The organism is Methylobacterium sp. NPDC097929, assembly GCF_049543375.1.
GTDB lineage: Bacteria > Pseudomonadota > Alphaproteobacteria > Rhizobiales > Beijerinckiaceae > Methylobacterium.
Genome location: NZ_JBMVEP010000001.1, coordinates 531,096 through 548,935, shown reverse-complemented (window position 1 = coordinate 548,935; position 17,840 = coordinate 531,096). Strand labels below are relative to the sequence as shown.

Here is a 17,840-nt window from a genome sequence, read left to right as displayed (position 1 = left end):
GTTTGGCGCATCGTCGGAGCGACGATGCGCCGTCCGCCGCAGGGGCGGCGACGCGCCGTCGCGCTCGCGGCCTCGCGGCCGGCTGTTCGGATCAGATCTGGCCGCCGCCGGCGGCCGCGGCTTCCGGCTGCTTGCGCTGGCGCACGGTGCGCTGCTCGATGCGCTTCTCGCGCACCGGCACGTGGATCATGCGGCCGATGAAGATGCCCGGCGTGTGGATGTGGTCGGCGTCGATCTCGCCCGGCTGCACCAGATGCTCGACCTGGGCGACCGTGACTTCGGCGGCGGTGGCCATCATCGGATTGAAGTTGCGCGCCGTCTTCCGGTAGACGAGGTTGCCCTCGGTATCGCCCTTCCAGGCGTGGACGATGGCCAGATCCGCGAACAGCCCACGCTCCATGACGTAGCTCTCGCCGTCGAACTCGCGCACCTCCTTGCCCTCGGCGACCTTGGTGCCGACGCCGGTCTTGGTGAAGAAGGCCGGGATGCCCGCGCCGCCCGCGCGGATGCGCTCGGCCAGCGTCCCTTGCGGGTTGAACTCGATCTCCAGCTCGCCGCCGAGATACTGGCGGGCGAATTCCTTGTTCTCGCCGACGTAGGACGAGATCATCTTGGCGACCTGACGGGTGTCGAGCAGCTTGCCGAGACCCACGCCGTCGATGCCGGCATTGTTGGAGATGACCGTCAGGCCCTTGACGCCCGAGGCCTGGATGGCGTCGATCAGCTCGTCCGGGATGCCGCACAGACCGAAGCCGCCGGCCATGATCGTCATGCCGTCGCGCAGGAGTCCGGCCAGCGCCGCCGTCGGATCCGGATAGACCTTCTTCATCGAAACCGTCCCTCCCTCGTCGTCGTTCGCTCCCGGGCACGGCCGTGACTCGGCGGCCGGGTTCACCCGCTCTCGACGATGCCCGGGTGTGCAACGCGGTAGGGCGTTCGTCAAACCGCGGACGCATTTGTGCGCGATGCAAAAGTCCCGCGCCGTTACAGGTGCCGGTCACTCTCGCGGTTCGACGAGGCGCAAGCCGAGGATGGGCCGGTCGTCGGCGGTTCGGTCGCGGGACAGGGAGATCGCAACCGGCTAAGCATCGGTTCTTGGCGGAACGCCGCTCCGGCCCGCCCCGGTCGCCTCGTCCTCACGGAGTGAAATGTCGCTGCGCCGCACCCTTCCCGCCCTCGGCTTCGGGCTGGTCGCCGCCGGACTGGTCGCCGCCTGCCTGCCCTGGTCGGTCGAGGCGCCCGGCGTGTCCCAGTTCGTGAGCCGGGGATTGCAGCAGGGCTGGGGCGTGGCCCTCACCGCCAGGGGGCGCACCGAGATCGTTCTGCTCCCAGTCCCTCGGGTGGTGTTCGAGGACATCCGCCTGAACGAGGGCGACGGGGCCGGCCCCCTCCTCGCTGTCGGCGGCCGCCTCTCGCTCCAACTCGACCTTACCGCCCTGATCACGGGCCGCGTAGAGGTCGATTCGCTCAGCCTCGACGGGGCCGAGGTGCATCTGCCGCAGCAAGCCGGCGATACGCGCTGGGCCGGCGCGACCGAGCGCCTGCTGCACAGCATCGCCGACGAGTCGAGCGAGCATCCCCGGCGCATCATCCTGGCCCGCGCGACGGTGACGGGCCGCGACCCCCGCGACGGGGCGCTCCGGAGCGCCCGCGACGTCAACATGACGCTGTCCTGGCCGACTTGGAGCGAGAGCCTCGCCCTGGCAGGTTCCCTGCGCTGGAATGACCAGGCCGCCCAACTCACCCTCACGGACCTGCGCCCGCACGCGCTCCTGTCCGGCGAAACGAGTCCGTTCGCGGCCTCCCTCGCTTGGCCGTCCGGATCGCTCAGCGCGGAGGGGAGCGGCAGCCTGCGGGAAGGCTTCAAGGCCTCGGGCAGCGGCAGCCTCCAGACCCGGTCCCTGCCGGGCACCCTGGCCCTGACCGGCGGCGATCTTGCTCTCTCCCCCTTCGTGCAGGATCTCTCGGTCGAGGGCAGTTTCGAAGCCGCCGCGGGCCAGATTCAGTTCCCGAACGTCACGGTGCGCACCGGCGGGAACATCCTGGAGGGGGCGGGCTCGGCCAGCTTCGGGCCGCGGCGCAACGCGGTGCAGGCGACGCTCGCCGCCGACAGCCTCAACCTGTCGCCCCTGCTTGCCGACCTCCTGAGCCTGACCGGTCTGGACGATGCCTCCGACGCGGCCTGGCGCCGCCGTCCCCTCGATCTGCGTCCGCTGACGGGGGGCGACCTCGATCTGCGGATCTCCGCCGGAAGCGCCCGGATCGGCCCGGTTCAGATGAGCGACCTCGCTTCCAGCGTGCTCGTGCGCGAGGACGGGATCGAGGCCTCGCTCGGCCGCGCGACCGTGCAGGGCGGCGTGATCAAGGGACGTGCCATCCTCTCCAGCGTCGAGGGCGATCCGACGCGGACCCGCGTCAAGGCGCAGGGGAGCTTCGACCGGCTCGACCTCGGCGCCCTGCTGACCGATCTCGGGCAGGATCGCTGGATGCTCGGTGCGAGCCAGGGCAGCCTCGCGCTGGAGGGGGCGGGCCGCGACACGGAAGGGATGATCCGCGCCCTGACCGGCCGCCTCGCCTTGGCCAGCAACGACGGCGCGCTCAGCGGGCTCGACCTCGCCGACGTGGTGCAGCGCGGGGGGGCTCCGGCGCCGGGCTCCCTCGCCCGCCGCAACGGCCGCACCGCGTTCGAGAGGGCCGCGATCTCGGTCCTGTTCGCCGACGGCGTCGGCGAAATCGTCGAGGGCGCGCTGACCGCCCGCGGCGTCCGGGCCTCACTCAGCGGTCGGATTGGCCTGATGGACCGCCGGCTCCAGGCCCGGGCCGAGTTGCGGCCGCCGACGCCTGCTTCCGGCGACGGCGCGGCGCATCCCGCCACCCTCTTCGAGATCACCGGCCCCTGGATGTTGCTCAGCGTGCGCGGCGGAGCGGACGAGGCCGCGCCGACGAATGCCGGCGACGCGTTCCAGCGCCCGGGCGCCGACCTTCCCCTCGGAATCCGCGCCTACGTCCCCGCCAACACGACCGAGGCGCCCTGACGCCCGAGCGGAGGCCGGTCCCGCCTCAGGAATTTCCGCTGGCGGCGCCGGCCGGCTGCGCGTTGCCGCCCTTGGCCTTCTCGAAGGCGCGGCGGATCAGGTCGGTCCCGACCTCCATGGCCGCGTCCAGTGCCCGCTGCGAGAGCGTGCCCGCCTCCACGCTCTCCCCGGCATAGAGCGGCTGCTCCAGTGCGACCGCGTCGCCGCGGGTCACGCGCAGGCGGGCCACTTCCCGACCCTGCACGATCGGCGCCGCGACCGGACCCTGATAGACGACCTTGGCCGAGACCCGGTCCGAGGCGCCGCGGGGCACCAGCAGGCGCACGGGCTTCTTGGCGACGACCGGCACGGAACCCTTCTCGCCGCCGAAGACCGAGATTTCGGCCACCGGCTCGTTGGCCGCGAAGATCTGCCGGGGCTCGAAGGCGCGAAAGCCCCATTCCATCAGCTTGCGCGCTTCCGCCGCCCGGTCCCGGGCGGTCTTGAGGCCCGAGATCACCATGATCAGCCGCTGGTCGTTCTGAACCGCCGAGGCGGTCAGCGCGTAGCCCGATTCTTCGAGATAGCCGGTCTTCAGGCCGTCGGCGCCGATGTCGAGGGTCAGGAGCGGGTTGCGGTTCTGCTGCTTGATCTTGTTCCAGGTGAACTCGCGCTCGGAGTAGATCTTGTAGAATTCGGGGTAGGTCTGGACGATGTGCTCGGCGAGCCGGGCCATGTCGCGGGCGGTGACCTTCTGGTCGGGGGCCGCGTAGCCGGTGGCGTTGCGGAAGGTCGAGCGCGTCAGCCCGATCTCCTTGGCCCGCTGGTTCATCATGCCGGCGAAGCCTTCCTCGCTTCCCGCCATGTTCTCCGCGATGGTGATCGCCGCGTCGTTGCCCGACTGCACGATGAGCCCGCGCAGCAGGTCGGAGAGCTTGATGCGGCTGTTCACCTGCGCGAACATCGAGGAGCCGCCGCCCCCGGCCCCGCCGCGGCGCCACGCGTCCTCGGTGACCGTGAACTCGGTGTCGAGGTTGAGCCGCCCCTCCTTGATCGCGCGGAACACGATCTCCGCCGTCATCAGCTTGGCCATGCTGGCGGGCGAGAACAGCTCGTCGGCGGCCTTTTCGAACAGCACCGAGCCGGATTCGGCGTCGATGAGGATCGCGTGGGGGGCCGCCGTCTGGAATGTCTGAGCGCCCGCGGGCGCCGGAGAAAGCGCCGCGGCCAGCGTCATCGCCAGCCCTGCCGCAACCGCAAGGGATGCCGTCCGAAACCTACGCCACTGCATTGTCGCCTCTCCGGGAACCTATCCTGCCCGCCCGCGCCAAGCGTGACCTTAGCCTGTATCTAACGCGATTTCGAATGCAGACAATCCTGGTGCGCCGCGGCACGAGCGCGCCGGACGGGGTGCGAATCCCTTGTGGAAAACAGGGGCAAATCCCATATCAACCCCATGGATTTCCATGATTTTCTCCGAGACGAAGCGCCCGTTTCGCGGGGACGGGCGGACGCCCGCCGCGACCCGGACGAGCGTGCCGGCGGCGCTTGGCGCACCCTGCCGCTGGAGGGAGCGTTCGAGGTCGTCTACGAGGACGCCCGCGGCGCCTGGACCACCCGCACCCTGGACGCGCGTGAGTTGAAGCTCGGCCCCGGCCGCACGCTGCTCGGCGGCACGGACCGCGCCCACGGCCTCTACCGCGGCCTGCGGGCCGACCGCATCCGCCGACTGACCGAGCCGGCCTCGGGCACGCGCATCGAGACCGGGATTCTCGACTGGCTGCTCGCCCGTGCCGAGGCTCAGCGTAGACGCCGCGGCGGGCGCCCCCCGCGGCGGGCGGCCTGAGCCGCCGAAGTTTTCCCGTCCGGGATGCAATCCCGTGGGGACAATTGGCCTTCCGTCGTCTCGCGGCGCCCGGCGACCTTCGGTATAGCCAGTTCCATGGAACTGATCTCCGAAACGCAGGCCCTGTCCGACGCCTGTTCCCGTCTCTCCGCGCAGCCGTTCGTGACCGTCGATACGGAGTTCATGCGCGAGACGACCTATTATCCGAAACTCTGCCTGATCCAGATGGCAGGGCCGGACGGATTCGCCTGCCTCGTCGATCCGCTCGCCAAGGGGCTCGACCTCACACCCTTCTTCGACCTGATGGCGCATGAGGGCACCGTGAAGGTGTTCCACTCGGCCCGGCAGGACCTGGAGATCGTCTGGCTGCTGGGCGGGCTGCTGCCCCAGCCCTTCTTCGACACGCAGGTCGCGGCCATGGTCTGCGGCTACGGCGACTCGGTCTCCTACGAGCAGCTCGTCAACGACGTCGCCAAGGCGCGCATCGACAAGTCCTCCCGCTTCACCGACTGGTCGCGCCGCCCCCTCTCCGAGGCGCAACTCGCCTACGCGCTCTCCGACGTCACCCATCTCGTGACGATCTATCAGGTGCTCGCGGCCGAACTCGTGCGCACCGATCGCGGGCTCTGGCTCGACGAGGAGATGGCGGTCCTCACCTCGCCCGAGACCTATCAAGCCGATCCCGCCTTCGCTTGGCGCCGTCTGGCGGGCCGCATGCGCAAGCCCCGGGAGATCGCGGTGCTGATGGAAGTCGCCGGCTGGCGCGAGGCCGAGGCGCAGAGCCGCAACGTGCCCCGCGGTCGCATCCTCAAGGACGAGGCGGTGATCGACATCGCCACCTCGGGTCCGCGCAGCGTCGAGGCGCTCGGACGGCTGCGCACCATCCCCGCCGGCTTCGAGCGTTCGCGCACCGGTTCGGAGATCCTGGCGGCGGTCGAGCGCGGCTTTGCCCGCGATTTGTCCGAGATCGCCGCGCCCGAGCGCAGCCGCTCGCGGGGGGGCGGCAGCGGGGCCCTCGTCGATCTCCTGAAGGTGCTCCTCAAGGCGGTGGCCGAGGCGGAGGGCGTCGCGCCCAAGATCATCGCCACCGTGGACGATCTGGAGGCTTTGGCCGAGGACGACGCGGCGGACGTTCCGGTGCTGCAGGGCTGGCGCCGCAGCCTGTTCGGCGAGCGTGCGCTCGCGCTCAAGCACGGGCGCGTGGCGCTCTCGGTCGAGCGCGGCCGGGTTGTCGTGCGCGACCTGCCCTGAACCGTCCGGCTCCGGCGGAGCCCTCAGCGGGGCGAGATCGGTTGAACAAGGGAAAAGCGGCGGTGCGGACCGGGAACAAGTGGCAATGTCGTTGCCTTCTATTCCCGCTCCTGCGTATCCTGACCTCCCATGTTCGAACCAAACCAAGTCCTGAAGGTCGTGAATGGTCGCGGGGCCGTGTCCGCGGAAGGGCTTGAGCCAATCAAGATCCGCTACAAGGTGGTGGTCGAGCGCCGCGACGGTGCCGTGATCGCCCATGGCAGCATTACCGGCAGCCACGCCGCCCTGCGCCCGTTCTGGCTGACGCCGGACGCGACGCTCCACCTGCAGGACGGGCGGCAGATCGAGGTCTCGCTGACCGACCTCATGGACGACACGGCGGAGTTCGAGAGCACGGGACGGGTTGCGCCGCTCTGACGCCTGTCCGACAGGAGAGGCATCTCTTCCAACGATCCCTCCCCTGGAAACGATGGCACGCGCTTGCGCGAACGAAGTGGACGAGGCGCTTTCCTTCCGCCCGCCCTACGATTGGGACCATCTCGAGCGATTCTTCGCCGACCATGCCAGCCCCGGCGTCGAGCGTGTCGGGCCGGGCCGCTACGCCCGCAGCTTCAGCCTCGACGGGCAACGCGGCACGCTTCGCGTCCGGCCGGCGGTCGACGGGCTGCGCGTGCGCATCCACGGGCCCGTTTCGTCCAGTGGCCGCGCGACGATCCTGGCGCGGCTGCGCCGGATGTTCGATCTCGACGCCGATCCGGCCGCGATCGCCGCCGGGCTCGCCCGGGATCCCTTCACCGCCGATCTCGCCTCGCGGCGGCCGGGCCTGCGCATGCCGGGGGCCTTCGACGGGTTCGAACTCGCGGTGCGCGCGATCCTGGGTCAGCAGGTCTCCGTCGCCGCCGCGACGCGCCTCGCCGGCCGTCTCGTCGCGGCCTTCGGCACGCCGCTGACGCCGGCGGAACGGGGTGACGAGCCCGGCCTCACCCACCTCTTCCCGGCCCCGGAACAACTCGTGGAGGCGGAGGTGTCGCGGGTGCTCAACATGCCCCGCGCCCGCGGCCGGGCGATCCAGGGTCTCGCGGCGGCGATGATGGCCACGCCCGATCTCTTCGCGCCGGCCACGGATCTCGATGCGGCGGTGGCGCGGCTGAAAGCCCTGCCGGGCATCGGCGAGTGGACGGCGCATTACGTCGCCATGCGCGCCCTGGGGCAGAGCGACGCGCTGCCGGCCGGCGATGTCGGCCTGATGCGCGCCCTCGACGACGGAAGCGGGCGGCCGAATCGAGCTCAGCTTCTCGCCCGGTCGGCGGCCTGGCGGCCCTGGCGAGCCTATGCGGCCATCCATCTCTGGGCCGAGGATGCGGCGCGACGGTCGGGCTGAGGACCGGCCTCGCGCCGCGTCGTCCACCGGCATGAGCCCGCGCGGAACCTGCCGGGGCCAAAGGAAACGCTTCCTGCCGTTAACGCCTCGTTTACCATGATCGACCACCGTCGGCCCGAGGGGAGAGAGCCATGAACCGACGAGTCGGCCGTAGTTTCGATGTCCTGAGCGAGGCGCAGCTCGTGGCCGGGCGCACCTCCGCCCGCCGGGTCGCCCCGGACGCCCTGGCCCCGGCCCCGAGCCCGCGGCCGATCACCCAGCTCCTCGACACGATCCAGCACGTCGCCGAGGCCGCGACCGGGGAGCGCAGCTTCCTGCATGTCGGCCGCGCCGCCGCGCGCAAGGGCTGATCCGCGAGGGCTCATCCGCAAGGGCCGGTCCGGGAGAGACGGGGAAGGCCGTCAGGCGGAGGGGGCGCCCTCGCTCAGTTCGAGCAGCACGATCTCCGGCGGAACCCCGAGCCGCACGCCCACCCGGCTGACGCCGAGGCCGCCGGACACGATGAGGTGTCGCCCTTCCTCGACGATGTGGCCGTAGGCGAAGCGCTGGCCGTAACGGGAATGCAGGACCGGCGAGTAGCCCAGCAGACGGATCTGTCCGCCGTGGGTGTGGCCGGAGAGCGTGAGCGACACGCGTCGCGGCACCTCGACGAAGATGTCGGGCTCGTGCGCCATCAGCAGCACCGGCGCGTCGTCGCTCACCTGCGCCAAAGTCGCCGGAATGTCGGCGAGGCTGCGGCGGCTGCCGATCGGCAGGAACGGCTCCTGATCCGCGAGCCCCGCCAGCCAGAAGGGCCGGCCCCCGTGGACGAGCCGGACCGCGTCGTTCTCCAGAACCGGAATACCCCGGGCCTCCAGGAGCCGGCGCACCTCGACAGGCCCCCGCCCCGCCCGCATCGCCGCGTGGTCGTCCCACCAATCGTGATTGCCGAGCACGGCGTAGGTGCCGAGCGGCGCGCGCAGCTCCGCCGCGAGGCGGGCGAAGTCGGGCAGCGGCACGGGCCGCCACGTCACCTTGCGGCCGGCCGGATAGTCGCCGAGCAGGAGGATCAGATCGGGCGCGAGCGCATTGGCCGCCGCCACGATCTCCGCCACCCGGTCGAGCGGCATGTAGGGCTCGCAGACATGGATGTCGGCGATCACCGCGATGCGCAGGCGCAGGCCCGGCGTCCAGCCGGGCGGCGTCAGGGCGTAGCGGGTGAGCGCGAGCCGGAACCGGGGCTCGACGACGAAGGCGTAGCCCCCTCCGACGCTCAGCGTGGTGGCGCCGAGGCCGCCCAGAACCTGCCTGCGTGTGGGGAGGATGACCATGCCGCCAGAGCCACCGCCGCGACCGCGGCGTCAAGCCTCGTCAGCTCAACATCCCGTCGGAACGCGCTCAGTCGACCGGCTGGTCCTCGTGGACGAAGCGGATGGCATTCCGGGCCTGCGCCTTGGCCCGCGCCGCCTTCAGGGAAGCGGTGTTGACGTGGACGGCGGCGGCCAGCGCCGGCAGGGCGACGGGGCGGAAGTTCTCGCGATCCCCGGCCACGGTCACCCGGGCGGCGCTGCCCGGTTCTGCCGCGAAGGTCGAGGTTCGGCTGGGGGCGTACATGGTTCCTGTCCTGTTTGCGCTTCGGGACGGTCCGATCCCGGCCGCGGCGCCCGGGCTCGCGCACCGAAAGCACCGGAACCGCCGATCGGCCCGACATGGGCGGCGAGATCGAGAAGATGCCGCGCTTCCCTTGATCGTTCCGTTCACATGAACGGAAGCTTAAGGCGGGCGTGAAGCCTGCATTTCAGGCACGCTCCGAAACCAAGCAGGCTACGGCATCAGTTTTTGCACTGCGCGATAGTGCATTGCAGTGCACCGTATCTTGTCACGCACCGGCCCGATTTACGCCCGAATTGCCGGAATTGCGCTCCCGCCGGTTCAGGGGACCGGCGCGAGCGCCACGCCCTCCCGCGAGATCCATCCGGCGGTCGCGTCGAGGGCGCGGGTCAGGCGCTCGAACAGGGTGTCGATCTCGTCCGGCTGGATCACGAGCGGGGGGCAGACGGCGATGCGGTCGCCGGCCAGGAATCGAACGATCAGCCCCTCGGCCTGGGCGAAGGCGACGCAACGCGCCGCGACACCCGCCTTCGGATCGAATTGCCGCTTGCTGGCCTTGTCGGCCACGATCTCGATCCCGCCGATCAGCCCCATGCCCCGCGCCTCGCCGACGAGGGGATGGTCGGCGAGACGGGCGAGCGCCGCCTGGAAATGCGGTGCCCGCTCGGCGGCGCACTCGACGATGCGGTCGCGCCGGTAGATGTGCAGCGCCCGGTTGGCGACGGCGCAGGCGACGGGGTGGCCGGAATAGGTCGTGCCGTGGCCGAAGCCGCCGAGCTTGGCGCTCTCGTCGAGCATGGCCCGGTAGAGCGGCTCGTCGATGCTGATGCCGCCGAGCGGCAGGTATCCGGAGGTCAGCGCCTTGGCGAAGGAGAGGGTGTGCGGGCGCATGCCCAGGGCCTGCCCGCCGAACCACGTTCCGAGCCGGCCAAAGCCGCAGATCACCTCGTCGGCGATCAGGCGCACGTCGTAGCGGTCAAGGACGGCCTGGATTGCGGGAAAGTAGCCCGCCGGCGGCACGATCGCGCCGCCCGCGCCCATCACCGGCTCGGCGAAGAAGGCGGCGACCGTGTCGGGATCCTCGGCAAGGATCTGCGCCTCCAGCTCCGCGGCGAGGCGCTGCGAATAGGCCTCCTCGCTCTCGCCGGGCTCGGCCCCGCGGTAATGGTGCGGGCAGGCCGCGTGCAGGAAGCCGGCGATCGGCAGGTCCCAGTCGGTGTGGTTGGCGGGCAAGCCCGTCAGCGAGGCGGTCGCGACCGTCACCCCGTGATAGCCCTTCCGGCGGCCGATGATCTTCTTCTTGCGCGGGCGCCCGAGGGCATTGTTCATGTACCAGACGAGCTTCACCTGCGCGTCGTTGGCCTCCGAGCCCGACGAGGTGAAGAAGATCTTCGAGGTCGGAACCGGCATCAGCTCTTTGAGCGTCTCGGCCAGTTCGATCGCCGGATCGTGGCTGCGCCCGGAGAACAGGTGTGCGAAGGGCAGCCGGCCCATCTGCTCGGCCGCCGCCTCGACCAGTTCCTCGTTGCCGTACCCCAGCGCCGTGCACCAGAGCCCGGCCATCCCTTCGAGGTAGGGGCGCCCGTCGGTGTCGTAGACCCAGACGCCGTGGCCGCGCTCCAGCACCAGCGGGCCGGTGTCCCGGAAGGTGGCGAGGTTGGTGTAGGGGTGGATCAGGGTCTCGACGTCGCGGGCGGCGATGTTCGACAACATGATGCGGGGCAGCCGGAGATGTGGCCGACGGGACGCGCCGGCAGCGCCGCCACACTAACGGCCGCAATCGCCGTCAGGAAGGCGCAGTCCCGACACTCTCGAAGACTTGCCGCTGCCCGCGATGCTCGATCCCGCCTCCATCGTCGCCGTGCCCGCCGAGGGCCGCAGCTGCGGACCCTGCACGCTCTGCTGCAAGGTCTACGACGTGCCGGCGGTGGAAAGCCCGGCCGGGCGCTGGTGCCGGCATGTCCGCTCCGGCGGCGGCTGCGGCATCCACGCCGAGCGGCCCGACCATTGCCGGGCCTTTCACTGCCTCTGGATGACGGAGAGCTGGATCGGCCCCGAGTGGCGGCCGGACCGGGCGAAGATGGTGCTGAGCCTCGATCCCGTCACGCGCTTCCTGAACGTTCAGGTCGATCCGGGGCAGGCGGGGGCCTGGAAGCGGGCGCCGTACCACGATCAGTTGCGGCGCTGGGCCGTCGCCTCGTTGCCGCTGCGGCGCTACGTGCTCGTCCACGTCAACACGATGACGACGGTGGTGCTGCCCGACCGGGACGTGCCGCTGGGCAGCTTCGGTCCCGGCGACCGCCTCGTCACCCGAGAGCGGATGACGCCGGCCGGTCCGACGGCGGATGTCGAGAAGGTGAGCCGTCCAACTTAGAAATCCGGGGTCTGCAGCCCGGCTTCAGGTCATGCAGCGGCCGGGGACCATGCGGCGGGCCTCCGGGCCGGCCAGCGCGCTGATCGGCGTCTCGCAGCCCTCGCGGGTCAGGCGCCGCGGCTTGACCGGCAGCTCCTCCTGCGCCGAGCGGCTCGGCGCCGTCTCCGTGCGGGCCGACGGATGGGGCGCGGCCGCGACGTGGATCGGGCTGATCGCGGTGGAGTAGGGGCGCATGCCCGGCAGCGGCGAGGCGGGCGCCTCGTAGGCGACGCGGGCGCTGGCGGGGGTCGAGGCCGCCATCGCGTCGGCCTCTTGCCGGACGACCGGCAGCAGAAGCACGGTGAGGATCGCAGCGGGGCCAGTCACACCGAGGATGAAGCCGGGCCGAAGCATCTTCGCGATCTCCGATGGGAGCTTGACAGGTTGTCGTCACAACGCTGCTTTCCGATCTCCGGTTCCTTCACTGTCCCGCTTCGGATCAAATCAGTATTCTGACCTCCCTCGAAGATGATTCTGGCGCACCGCGGTAGGAGGATAAGCCGCGTCCGGCGTGGCAAAAAAGCCTCTGTGGAGTGAAAAGGATCGTTCCAGTTCGATTGTCCGGAACTGTTTCAGGGCTGCATCGTTGATCGAGCACCCGGCCACCTGGTCCTCCCCGCATTCCCCTTGTGCATCGGCCGGAACCTTTCGACGGGTCGGACAATGGTCCGGCCCGTTTTTTCTTGCGCGCCTTCCGGATTGGGCCGCCCAAGGCTGCAGCAGGGATAATGCTGCGCCAAAGAAAAAGGCGCCGGCCTCAACGGCCGGCGCCCTCGGTCGGGAGCCGCGAAGGTCGGATGGATCAGGCGCTGCGCGCCTCGCGACGACGGGCGCTCTGCTGGAAGAACAGCGCCTGGCTGATCACCGCCGAGACGTTGGCGGGCTGGAATGGCTTGGCGATGAGGAAGGCCGGCTCCGGCCGCTCGCCCGTGAGGAAGCGCTCCGGGTAGGCCGTGATGAAGATCACCGGCACCTCGAAGGTCTTCAGCAGGTCGTTGACCGCGTCGAGGCCGGAGGAGCCGTCGGCGAGCTGGATGTCGGCCAGGATCAGGCCCGGCCGCTTGCCCTCGGAGGCGATCTTGACCGCCTCGCTACGGGTGCGGGCCACGCCGATGACGTTGTGGCCGAGGCCTTCGACCAGGGCCTCCAGATCCATGGCGATCAGCGGCTCGTCCTCGATGATGAGGATTTCGGTCGCCATGTCGGCGGCTAGTTCGCGGCCCGCTTCGTCGACGAGGTCGCGCACCTTGGCCACGTCCACGTCGAGGATGACGCCGGCATCCTCCTCTGAGAAGCCTTCGAGGCAGGAGAGCAGGAAGGCCTGCCGGGGCAGCGGCGTGATCTGGCCCAGCCGAACCTCGGCGGGAAGATCGTGCTGCACCTGATCGCTGTGGCCGTTGACCGAGAGCGAATTCCAGATGCGCGTGAAGACGCGGAAGAGGTCGGCCTTGACGTTGGTGCTGCGGCCGAGGGTCTCGGGCTCGTTGACCAGCGTCTCCAGCGTCGCGGCCACGTAGGCATCGCCGGCGACCTGGCTTCCCGTGAGCGCCCGCGCGTAACGGCGCAGGTACGGCAGATGCTGCACGACCAATTGTGCTGTGGACATGAGTTCCCCTGAGCCTCTTCGCTCTTCGTTGTCGCTGCGCCCCTAACGCGGCGGCTGGACGTCCGTTCCTGGCAGCCGCGGAACCGAAACCGCATGCCGGCGTTGCTGATGCAGCCATGACTCATGTCAAGCTGCAAGACAATCGCAGCAGATGTGGCGCCAAGGGGATCTTGAAAGCATGAACGAGGACGAGCCGGCCGGCGCGTCTCCTTCCGGAGACCGGCCCACTCGGGCGCGTGGTGAAAGCGGGTTGAACGACCAAAGCCAGAGGCGCATCGGCAACCATCTGCGCGCTCTTTACGATTCCGTCGTGCAGCAACCGATCCCGGATCGCTTCCGCGACCTCATCGCCCGTCTCGACGACGGGCCGGCGCCGGACGATCCCGCGGAGGCCTGAGAACAAGATTGCATGTGATGCAGGCCGAGCCGCTCCCGCAATCCGGGGGCGGCTCCATTCGTGTGACGCACGAGGCTCCGGTCTTCTGGAGCCCTCCCCCGGCGCCTCGGCCGAGGGACGTTGCGTGAAGGCGGCGTGCGCGCCCGCTACAGGGTCGGCGAACGACCGCGCATCAGGCCGATGACGGCCGAGATCGCGAACAGGACGATCGCGATGAAGAAGACGAGCTTGGCAGCCTCCATGGCCGTGCCGGCGATGCCGCCGAAGCCCAGCAGGGCCGCGACGAGGGCAACCACCAGGAACGTAACAGCCCAACCGAGCATTTCGAAGTTCCTTCCAAAGACTGGCGCGGCCCGTGCCGCAGCCTCTTGGGTTCAATAACGCTAAGTTTTCGGCCGAAGTTCCTTTTCGGTTCCGACTTGTCCCGCGCCTTGATCGTCCGCCACTGCGCGTTTTCGCCCGATGTGGGACCGGGCCGGAACCGACTAGCGAAACCGACCGTTCGTCACCATCTCATCTTCAACGCTCAGACTGAGATCGCGAAGGAGGCGTTCGGCGTGCCTGCACAGAGAAAGCCCGCAGCCCTCGGTACCGCCCTGGTGAAAGCCGTTCTCGCCGCCGCGGAGCGGCTCGCTTCGGCGCTGTCGCCGCAGCCGGTGCTGCAACCCATTCCCGTCCGCGTGAAGACGGCCCGCCGCCGCTGAGCGGCGATCCCCGAAAATCCCATATTGGTCGAGGCCGAGCGCCGTCCGCGAGGACGGCGCTTTTTTCGTGGTGTCCGCCGTTCTCCACAGCCCTGTCGATGGCGGGCTCGATCAAGCGATCGTCCGACGTTCGGGAATGCGCCGGCTCCAGAACGACTTGCGCCGACGGGTCTCGAGCCCGCGCAGGGCGGCGGCGCCTGCGTCGGTCTCTGCGTGGTTTCTACGAAGTTGCCGCCCCCGCGTGCCGCCGCCTAGCTCGGCGCCGTACAGGACATCCGGCCCGCGCCGGATCGACGGAGCGGCGGAGATGACGTTCGGCAAGCGCGCGCCCGGACCATGGCGGGCGAGACCTGTCGCGCCCAGGCGGCGGACACTGACGCTTCGGCGCGCGGCGGGCATCCTCCTGCTCGCGCTGCTCGGTTTCGGCTGCACGGCCTCCGCGACGAGGGTCCGCGCCGCCGAGCAAGATGTGTTGACCAGGTTGTTCGGGTCGCTGTTCGGTGCCTCGCCGCCGGCACCCGCCCCGATCGTTCGGGCCGAGCCGCCTGCCTATCCCCGGCGCTACGCCTCCCTGCCCGATCCCCGGCGCTCCGCCGAGACCCGGCTCGTGCAGCGCACGCCGCGCATCGAGGCGCGTCGCGACGCCGTTGGCCGCAGGAGTGCGGCGTCGCACGCCGTCTCCCCGGCTTCGTTCGCGGCCGGGACGCGGACCGTCTGCGTGCGGCTGTGCGACGGATACGTCTTTCCGATCGGCCGCCTGCGGGCGCGGAGCGACCTTCCGGTCCATGCCGCGGCCTGCGCGGCCGCCTGCCCGAACGCGTCGAGCGAGCTTTTCACCCTGGCCCCCGGCCGGTCCGAGATGCAGGAGGCGGTCGGCCTCGGCGGCCTGCCCTATCGCCGCCTCGCGCGGGCCAACCTGTTCCGTCGCGAGCGGGTCGAAGGCTGCTCCTGCCAGCCCGCCGGGCAGGCCGGCCCCCTCATGGATCTCGGCCGGGACCGGACCCTGCGCGCGGGCGACGTGATCGCCTCCGAGGACGGCGCCGATCTGGTGACGCACCTCTCCCGCAGCGGCCCGGTGCTGGCCGATTACCGCACGGCACCGTCCGGCCGGCCTCTTCGAGAGGCGATCGAGGGGCGCGTCGGCGCCCTTCGCCGGGATGCCGCGGCGTCGGCGTTCCGCCGCAGCCTGCAGGTCGCGGAGGCCCGCACCCGCCGGGTCCGCGTGGCGGAAGCGCAGGTCGCGCGTCTGCGCATGGATGTCGGCACCGACGTTGCGCCCGCGGGCTTCGCCGAGGTGATGCCGCCGGCCGGCACCGGTTTCGCGCCGATCCGGGTGGTCGCGCCCTCCCCCTTCGGACATTGAGCCGTCGCGGTCCGGGAGTTGGCGAAACCGCCGCGCTGTCGTAGGCGGGCGAAACCGCCCCCTGCTTGAAGCGGACCAGCATGAGCGAACCCTCCGCGGGCGCCCCAGACGCCGCCACCGGCCTCGAGAGCGCCCTGCCCCCGGCCGGACGCATGGAGGCGGTGAGCCCGCTCGTGCGGCGACGGATCTGCCCCAATGGCGGTCCCTTCACCGCGAGCGGAACCTGCAGCTACGTGGTCGGACACGGCCGGGTCGCCGTGATCGATCCGGGGCCGGCGGATGCCGAGCATGTGGAGGCGCTTCTGGCCGCACTGGGAAGCGAGCGGGTCGAGGCCATCGTCGTCACCCACACCCACCGCGACCATTCTCCCGGAGCCCGCCTGCTCCAGGCGCGCACGGGTGCGCCGATCGTCGGTTGCGGCCCGCACCGGGCGGCCCGCAGCCTCGCCGAGAACGAGCTGCTGATCCTCGACGCCAGCGCCGACCGCGAGCACCGGCCCGACCGGGAGCTGGCCGACGGCGAGAGCCTGACGGGCGAGGGCTGGACCCTGACCGCCCTGGCGACCCCGGGCCACACCATGAACCACCTCGCCTTCGCTCTGGCGGAGGAGAACGTGCTGTTCTCCGGCGATCACGTGATGGCGTGGTCGACCTCCATCGTCGCCCCGCCGGACGGCTCGATGCGGGCCTACATGGCTTCCCTGGAGCGGCTGCGGCAGCGCGGCGAGACGCTGTACTGGCCGGGTCATGGCGGCCCCGTGCGCGATCCACGCCGCTTCGTGCGGGGGCTCGCGGCCCATCGCCGCCAGCGCGAGGCGGCGATCCGCGCCCGGCTCGAAGCGGGCGACCGCGACATCCGCACGATCGTCGGCGCGGTCTACCAGGGGCTCGCGCCTCACCTGCTCGGCGCCGCGGCGCTTTCGGTCTTCGCCCATCTGGAGGATCTGGTGGAGCGCGGGCTGGCCATCACGGACGGTCCGCCCCTGCTCGACGGCCACTTCCGCCCGGTGTGAGACGGTTTCCGTTTGATCGCTTCGGTCTCGTCCGTCGTCCTTGCGAGGCTCAGCGAAAGCAATCCAGGGCTCCGCACTCTCCGGAGAGGTCGCGCCCTGGGTCGCTTCGGCTCCGCCTCGCGATGACGGTGCAGGGCAAAAGCCGAGGCGATGGACCGGAGACGATATGAGACGATGTCCGGCCGGTTCTTCCAGCCTCTGCCCGTCATGGCGAGGCGAAGCCGAAGCCATCCAGGGCTCCGCACTCTCCGGCGAGGTCGCGCTGTGGGTCGCGTCGGCCCCGCCTCGCGATGACGAGAGCGGGCCAAACCCGAGGCGTTCGATCGGACACTTCGTGAGGCGCTACTTCAGCGCGATGGCGAGGTTGGCCACCTCGTCGAGGTAGGAGCGGATGCGATCCGCATTGTCGCCGAAGTCACGGTCGCCGATGCGCGAGGCGGAGCGCACGTCGATGCGCGCGCCGTCCGCCCGCGGATGGACCCGCACGGTGATGTCCGCCGGCAGGTTCAGGATGCGGGTATGCGCCACCGCCTCGATGCGACCGTTGCCGATCCGCCCCCCGGGACGGATCGCTTCCACGATCTGCCACTTGCGGTTCACCGCGGCCTTGCGCGCCAGCTCGAATGCCTCGTCGGCGCCCACGTCGAGGGTGAGCGGGGCGATCTGCGGATAGGCCGCCCGCTGCGCCTCCCGCGTCGCCGGGCCGGGATCGGGCGGGTAGCGGCCCTCGCGGGCGGCGAAGGCGAGGCGCGAGCGCGAGAAGGCCGGCGGACGCTCGATATCCGTGGTCACGTCGGTCAGCGCCGGAAGGCGCACGCCCTTCAGGGCGGCGTAGGCCGGATAGGCCAGGACCAGGCTCGCCACGAACAGGCCCCCCAGGGCGGCACCGAGACCGCCCGCGCCCTCGCGCCAGACCCGCACCATGGCGAAGACCGCGAGGGCCACGGCGAGCAGTGAGAGCGCGATGCCGCTGCCGAGCACGGCGAGAGCGGGCGCGGCCTCGGCGGAGGGGCTGCGCACGATCAGGACGGCCATGCCGGTGACGATCAGGGAGAACAGGGCGAGCGTCCGGGCATAGCGCCCGGCCCGCGTCACCGGTTCGTCGAGTAGCTGACGGCGCATGGCCTCGGGGAGGAAATGGAAAGCTGGACGGTCAGTCTACAGGCTGGGGCACCCCCGCGCCACTCGCGCCTCGGGCTGCGACGGCCCGGCGCGCGAATGATGCGCGTGCGGGCAGAGAATACGAGGGCATGCCGTCCGCA

Annotated in this window: 20 protein-coding genes; 11 read left to right on the top strand and 9 right to left on the bottom strand. The window is 70.7% G+C overall.

Annotated elements, in window-relative coordinates:
* Positions 1-91: 91 nt before the first annotated feature.
* Positions 92-829: a CoA transferase subunit A gene (locus ACPCJR_RS02565; RefSeq protein ID WP_391510835.1), complete on the bottom strand. Its 738-nt coding sequence runs from the start codon at positions 827-829 to the stop codon at positions 92-94.
* Positions 830-1,148: 319 nt separating this feature from the next.
* Between ACPCJR_RS02565 and ACPCJR_RS02560 the strand changes: the two genes are divergently transcribed.
* Positions 1,149-3,035 carry an AsmA family protein gene (locus ACPCJR_RS02560; protein ID WP_391510836.1) on the top strand — a complete coding sequence of 629 codons (1,887 nt, stop codon included), beginning with the start codon at positions 1,149-1,151 and terminating at the stop codon, positions 3,033-3,035.
* A 25-nt stretch (positions 3,036-3,060) separates the two neighbouring features.
* On the opposite strand, the gene ACPCJR_RS02555 is transcribed toward ACPCJR_RS02560, so the two are convergent.
* Positions 3,061-4,251, bottom strand: coding sequence for a D-alanyl-D-alanine carboxypeptidase family protein (locus ACPCJR_RS02555; RefSeq protein ID WP_391510837.1), 1,191 nt, complete (start codon positions 4,249-4,251; stop codon positions 3,061-3,063).
* Between the two features lie 219 nt (positions 4,252-4,470).
* Between ACPCJR_RS02555 and ACPCJR_RS02550 the strand changes: the two genes are divergently transcribed.
* The 5 genes from ACPCJR_RS02550 (at position 4,471) to ACPCJR_RS02530 (ending at position 7,842) form a co-directional block, all read left to right on the top strand.
* Complete coding sequence (locus ACPCJR_RS02550; protein WP_391510838.1) at positions 4,471-4,860, top strand: hypothetical protein; 390 nt, start codon at positions 4,471-4,473, stop codon at positions 4,858-4,860.
* A gap of 96 nt (positions 4,861-4,956) precedes the next feature.
* Positions 4,957-6,111, top strand: coding sequence for a ribonuclease D (gene rnd / locus ACPCJR_RS02545; RefSeq protein ID WP_391510839.1), 1,155 nt, complete (start codon positions 4,957-4,959; stop codon positions 6,109-6,111).
* Between the two features lie 129 nt (positions 6,112-6,240).
* Positions 6,241-6,528, top strand: coding sequence for a hypothetical protein (locus ACPCJR_RS02540; RefSeq protein WP_391510840.1), 288 nt, complete (start codon positions 6,241-6,243; stop codon positions 6,526-6,528).
* A gap of 52 nt (positions 6,529-6,580) precedes the next feature.
* A complete protein-coding gene (locus ACPCJR_RS02535) occupies positions 6,581-7,492 on the top strand; it encodes a DNA-3-methyladenine glycosylase family protein (protein WP_391510841.1) in 912 nt (303 codons plus the stop codon).
* Positions 7,493-7,623: 131 nt separating this feature from the next.
* On the top strand, positions 7,624-7,842 hold the full coding sequence (locus tag ACPCJR_RS02530) for a hypothetical protein (protein WP_110349916.1): 219 nt from the start codon (positions 7,624-7,626) through the stop codon (positions 7,840-7,842).
* A gap of 51 nt (positions 7,843-7,893) precedes the next feature.
* Here the strand turns inward: ACPCJR_RS02530 and ACPCJR_RS02525 are convergent, their stop codons facing one another.
* The 3 genes from ACPCJR_RS02525 to ACPCJR_RS02515 form a co-directional block, all read right to left on the bottom strand.
* Complete coding sequence (locus tag ACPCJR_RS02525) at positions 7,894-8,802, bottom strand: metallophosphoesterase (protein WP_391510842.1); 909 nt, start codon at positions 8,800-8,802, stop codon at positions 7,894-7,896.
* A 67-nt stretch (positions 8,803-8,869) separates the two neighbouring features.
* Positions 8,870-9,085, bottom strand: coding sequence for a hypothetical protein (locus tag ACPCJR_RS02520; RefSeq protein ID WP_391510843.1), 216 nt, complete (start codon positions 9,083-9,085; stop codon positions 8,870-8,872).
* A 318-nt stretch (positions 9,086-9,403) separates the two neighbouring features.
* On the bottom strand, positions 9,404-10,795 hold the full coding sequence (locus ACPCJR_RS02515; RefSeq protein WP_391510844.1) for an aminotransferase: 1,392 nt from the start codon (positions 10,793-10,795) through the stop codon (positions 9,404-9,406).
* 121 nt (positions 10,796-10,916) lie between these two features.
* Between ACPCJR_RS02515 and ACPCJR_RS02510 the strand changes: the two genes are divergently transcribed.
* Positions 10,917-11,456, top strand: a complete 540-nt coding sequence (locus ACPCJR_RS02510; RefSeq protein WP_391511214.1) for a hypothetical protein — start codon at positions 10,917-10,919, stop codon at positions 11,454-11,456.
* A 24-nt stretch (positions 11,457-11,480) separates the two neighbouring features.
* On the opposite strand, the gene ACPCJR_RS02505 is transcribed toward ACPCJR_RS02510, so the two are convergent.
* On the bottom strand, positions 11,481-11,849 hold the full coding sequence (locus ACPCJR_RS02505) for a hypothetical protein (protein WP_391510845.1): 369 nt from the start codon (positions 11,847-11,849) through the stop codon (positions 11,481-11,483).
* Positions 11,850-12,297: 448 nt separating this feature from the next.
* Positions 12,298-13,101, bottom strand: a complete 804-nt coding sequence (locus tag ACPCJR_RS02500) for a response regulator (RefSeq protein WP_331286917.1) — start codon at positions 13,099-13,101, stop codon at positions 12,298-12,300.
* Between the two features lie 178 nt (positions 13,102-13,279).
* Here ACPCJR_RS02500 and ACPCJR_RS02495 point away from each other — a divergent pair, with 178 nt between their 5' ends.
* Positions 13,280-13,498 (top strand): NepR family anti-sigma factor, encoded by a 219-nt coding sequence (locus tag ACPCJR_RS02495; protein ID WP_391510846.1) that lies wholly within the window; start codon positions 13,280-13,282, stop codon positions 13,496-13,498.
* 146 nt (positions 13,499-13,644) lie between these two features.
* Here the strand turns inward: ACPCJR_RS02495 and ACPCJR_RS02490 are convergent, their stop codons facing one another.
* Entirely contained in the window at positions 13,645-13,821 is a 177-nt protein-coding gene (locus ACPCJR_RS02490; RefSeq protein WP_110349924.1) for a DUF1328 domain-containing protein, read from the bottom strand.
* A gap of 108 nt (positions 13,822-13,929) precedes the next feature.
* Between ACPCJR_RS02490 and ACPCJR_RS02485 the strand changes: the two genes are divergently transcribed.
* From ACPCJR_RS02485 to ACPCJR_RS02475, 3 genes are all read left to right on the top strand, one after another.
* Positions 13,930-14,202, top strand: a complete 273-nt coding sequence (locus tag ACPCJR_RS02485) for a hypothetical protein (RefSeq protein ID WP_391510847.1) — start codon at positions 13,930-13,932, stop codon at positions 14,200-14,202.
* A 469-nt stretch (positions 14,203-14,671) separates the two neighbouring features.
* A complete protein-coding gene (locus ACPCJR_RS02480; protein WP_391510848.1) occupies positions 14,672-15,565 on the top strand; it encodes a DUF2865 domain-containing protein in 894 nt (297 codons plus the stop codon).
* An 80-nt stretch (positions 15,566-15,645) separates the two neighbouring features.
* Complete coding sequence (locus ACPCJR_RS02475; RefSeq protein WP_391510849.1) at positions 15,646-16,578, top strand: MBL fold metallo-hydrolase; 933 nt, start codon at positions 15,646-15,648, stop codon at positions 16,576-16,578.
* 342 nt (positions 16,579-16,920) lie between these two features.
* Here the strand turns inward: ACPCJR_RS02475 and ACPCJR_RS02470 are convergent, their stop codons facing one another.
* The gene (locus ACPCJR_RS02470) at positions 16,921-17,700 is read right to left on the bottom strand and encodes a DUF1499 domain-containing protein (RefSeq protein WP_331286921.1); all 780 of its coding nucleotides are present in this window, start codon (positions 17,698-17,700) and stop codon (positions 16,921-16,923) included.
* Between the last annotated feature and the right edge of the window lie 140 nt (positions 17,701-17,840).

Coding starts and splice junctions, on each gene's coding strand:
- ACPCJR_RS02565 (WP_391510835.1), bottom strand. CDS start 829: ATGAAGAAGGTCTATCCGGATCCGACGGCGGCGCTGGCCGGACTCCTG.
- ACPCJR_RS02560 (WP_391510836.1), top strand. CDS start 1,149: ATGTCGCTGCGCCGCACCCTTCCCGCCCTCGGCTTCGGGCTGGTCGCC.
- ACPCJR_RS02555 (WP_391510837.1), bottom strand. CDS start 4,251: ATGACGCTGGCCGCGGCGCTTTCTCCGGCGCCCGCGGGCGCTCAGACA.
- ACPCJR_RS02550 (WP_391510838.1), top strand. CDS start 4,471: ATGGATTTCCATGATTTTCTCCGAGACGAAGCGCCCGTTTCGCGGGGA.
- rnd (WP_391510839.1), top strand. CDS start 4,957: ATGGAACTGATCTCCGAAACGCAGGCCCTGTCCGACGCCTGTTCCCGT.
- ACPCJR_RS02540 (WP_391510840.1), top strand. CDS start 6,241: ATGTTCGAACCAAACCAAGTCCTGAAGGTCGTGAATGGTCGCGGGGCC.
- ACPCJR_RS02535 (WP_391510841.1), top strand. CDS start 6,581: ATGGCACGCGCTTGCGCGAACGAAGTGGACGAGGCGCTTTCCTTCCGC.
- ACPCJR_RS02530 (WP_110349916.1), top strand. CDS start 7,624: ATGAACCGACGAGTCGGCCGTAGTTTCGATGTCCTGAGCGAGGCGCAG.
- ACPCJR_RS02525 (WP_391510842.1), bottom strand. CDS start 8,802: ATGGTCATCCTCCCCACACGCAGGCAGGTTCTGGGCGGCCTCGGCGCC.
- ACPCJR_RS02520 (WP_391510843.1), bottom strand. CDS start 9,085: ATGTACGCCCCCAGCCGAACCTCGACCTTCGCGGCAGAACCGGGCAGC.
- ACPCJR_RS02515 (WP_391510844.1), bottom strand. CDS start 10,795: ATGTTGTCGAACATCGCCGCCCGCGACGTCGAGACCCTGATCCACCCC.
- ACPCJR_RS02510 (WP_391511214.1), top strand. CDS start 10,917: ATGCTCGATCCCGCCTCCATCGTCGCCGTGCCCGCCGAGGGCCGCAGC.
- ACPCJR_RS02505 (WP_391510845.1), bottom strand. CDS start 11,849: ATGCTTCGGCCCGGCTTCATCCTCGGTGTGACTGGCCCCGCTGCGATC.
- ACPCJR_RS02500 (WP_331286917.1), bottom strand. CDS start 13,101: ATGTCCACAGCACAATTGGTCGTGCAGCATCTGCCGTACCTGCGCCGT.
- ACPCJR_RS02495 (WP_391510846.1), top strand. CDS start 13,280: ATGAACGAGGACGAGCCGGCCGGCGCGTCTCCTTCCGGAGACCGGCCC.
- ACPCJR_RS02490 (WP_110349924.1), bottom strand. CDS start 13,821: ATGCTCGGTTGGGCTGTTACGTTCCTGGTGGTTGCCCTCGTCGCGGCC.
- ACPCJR_RS02475 (WP_391510849.1), top strand. CDS start 15,646: ATGAGCGAACCCTCCGCGGGCGCCCCAGACGCCGCCACCGGCCTCGAG.
- ACPCJR_RS02470 (WP_331286921.1), bottom strand. CDS start 17,700: ATGCGCCGTCAGCTACTCGACGAACCGGTGACGCGGGCCGGGCGCTAT.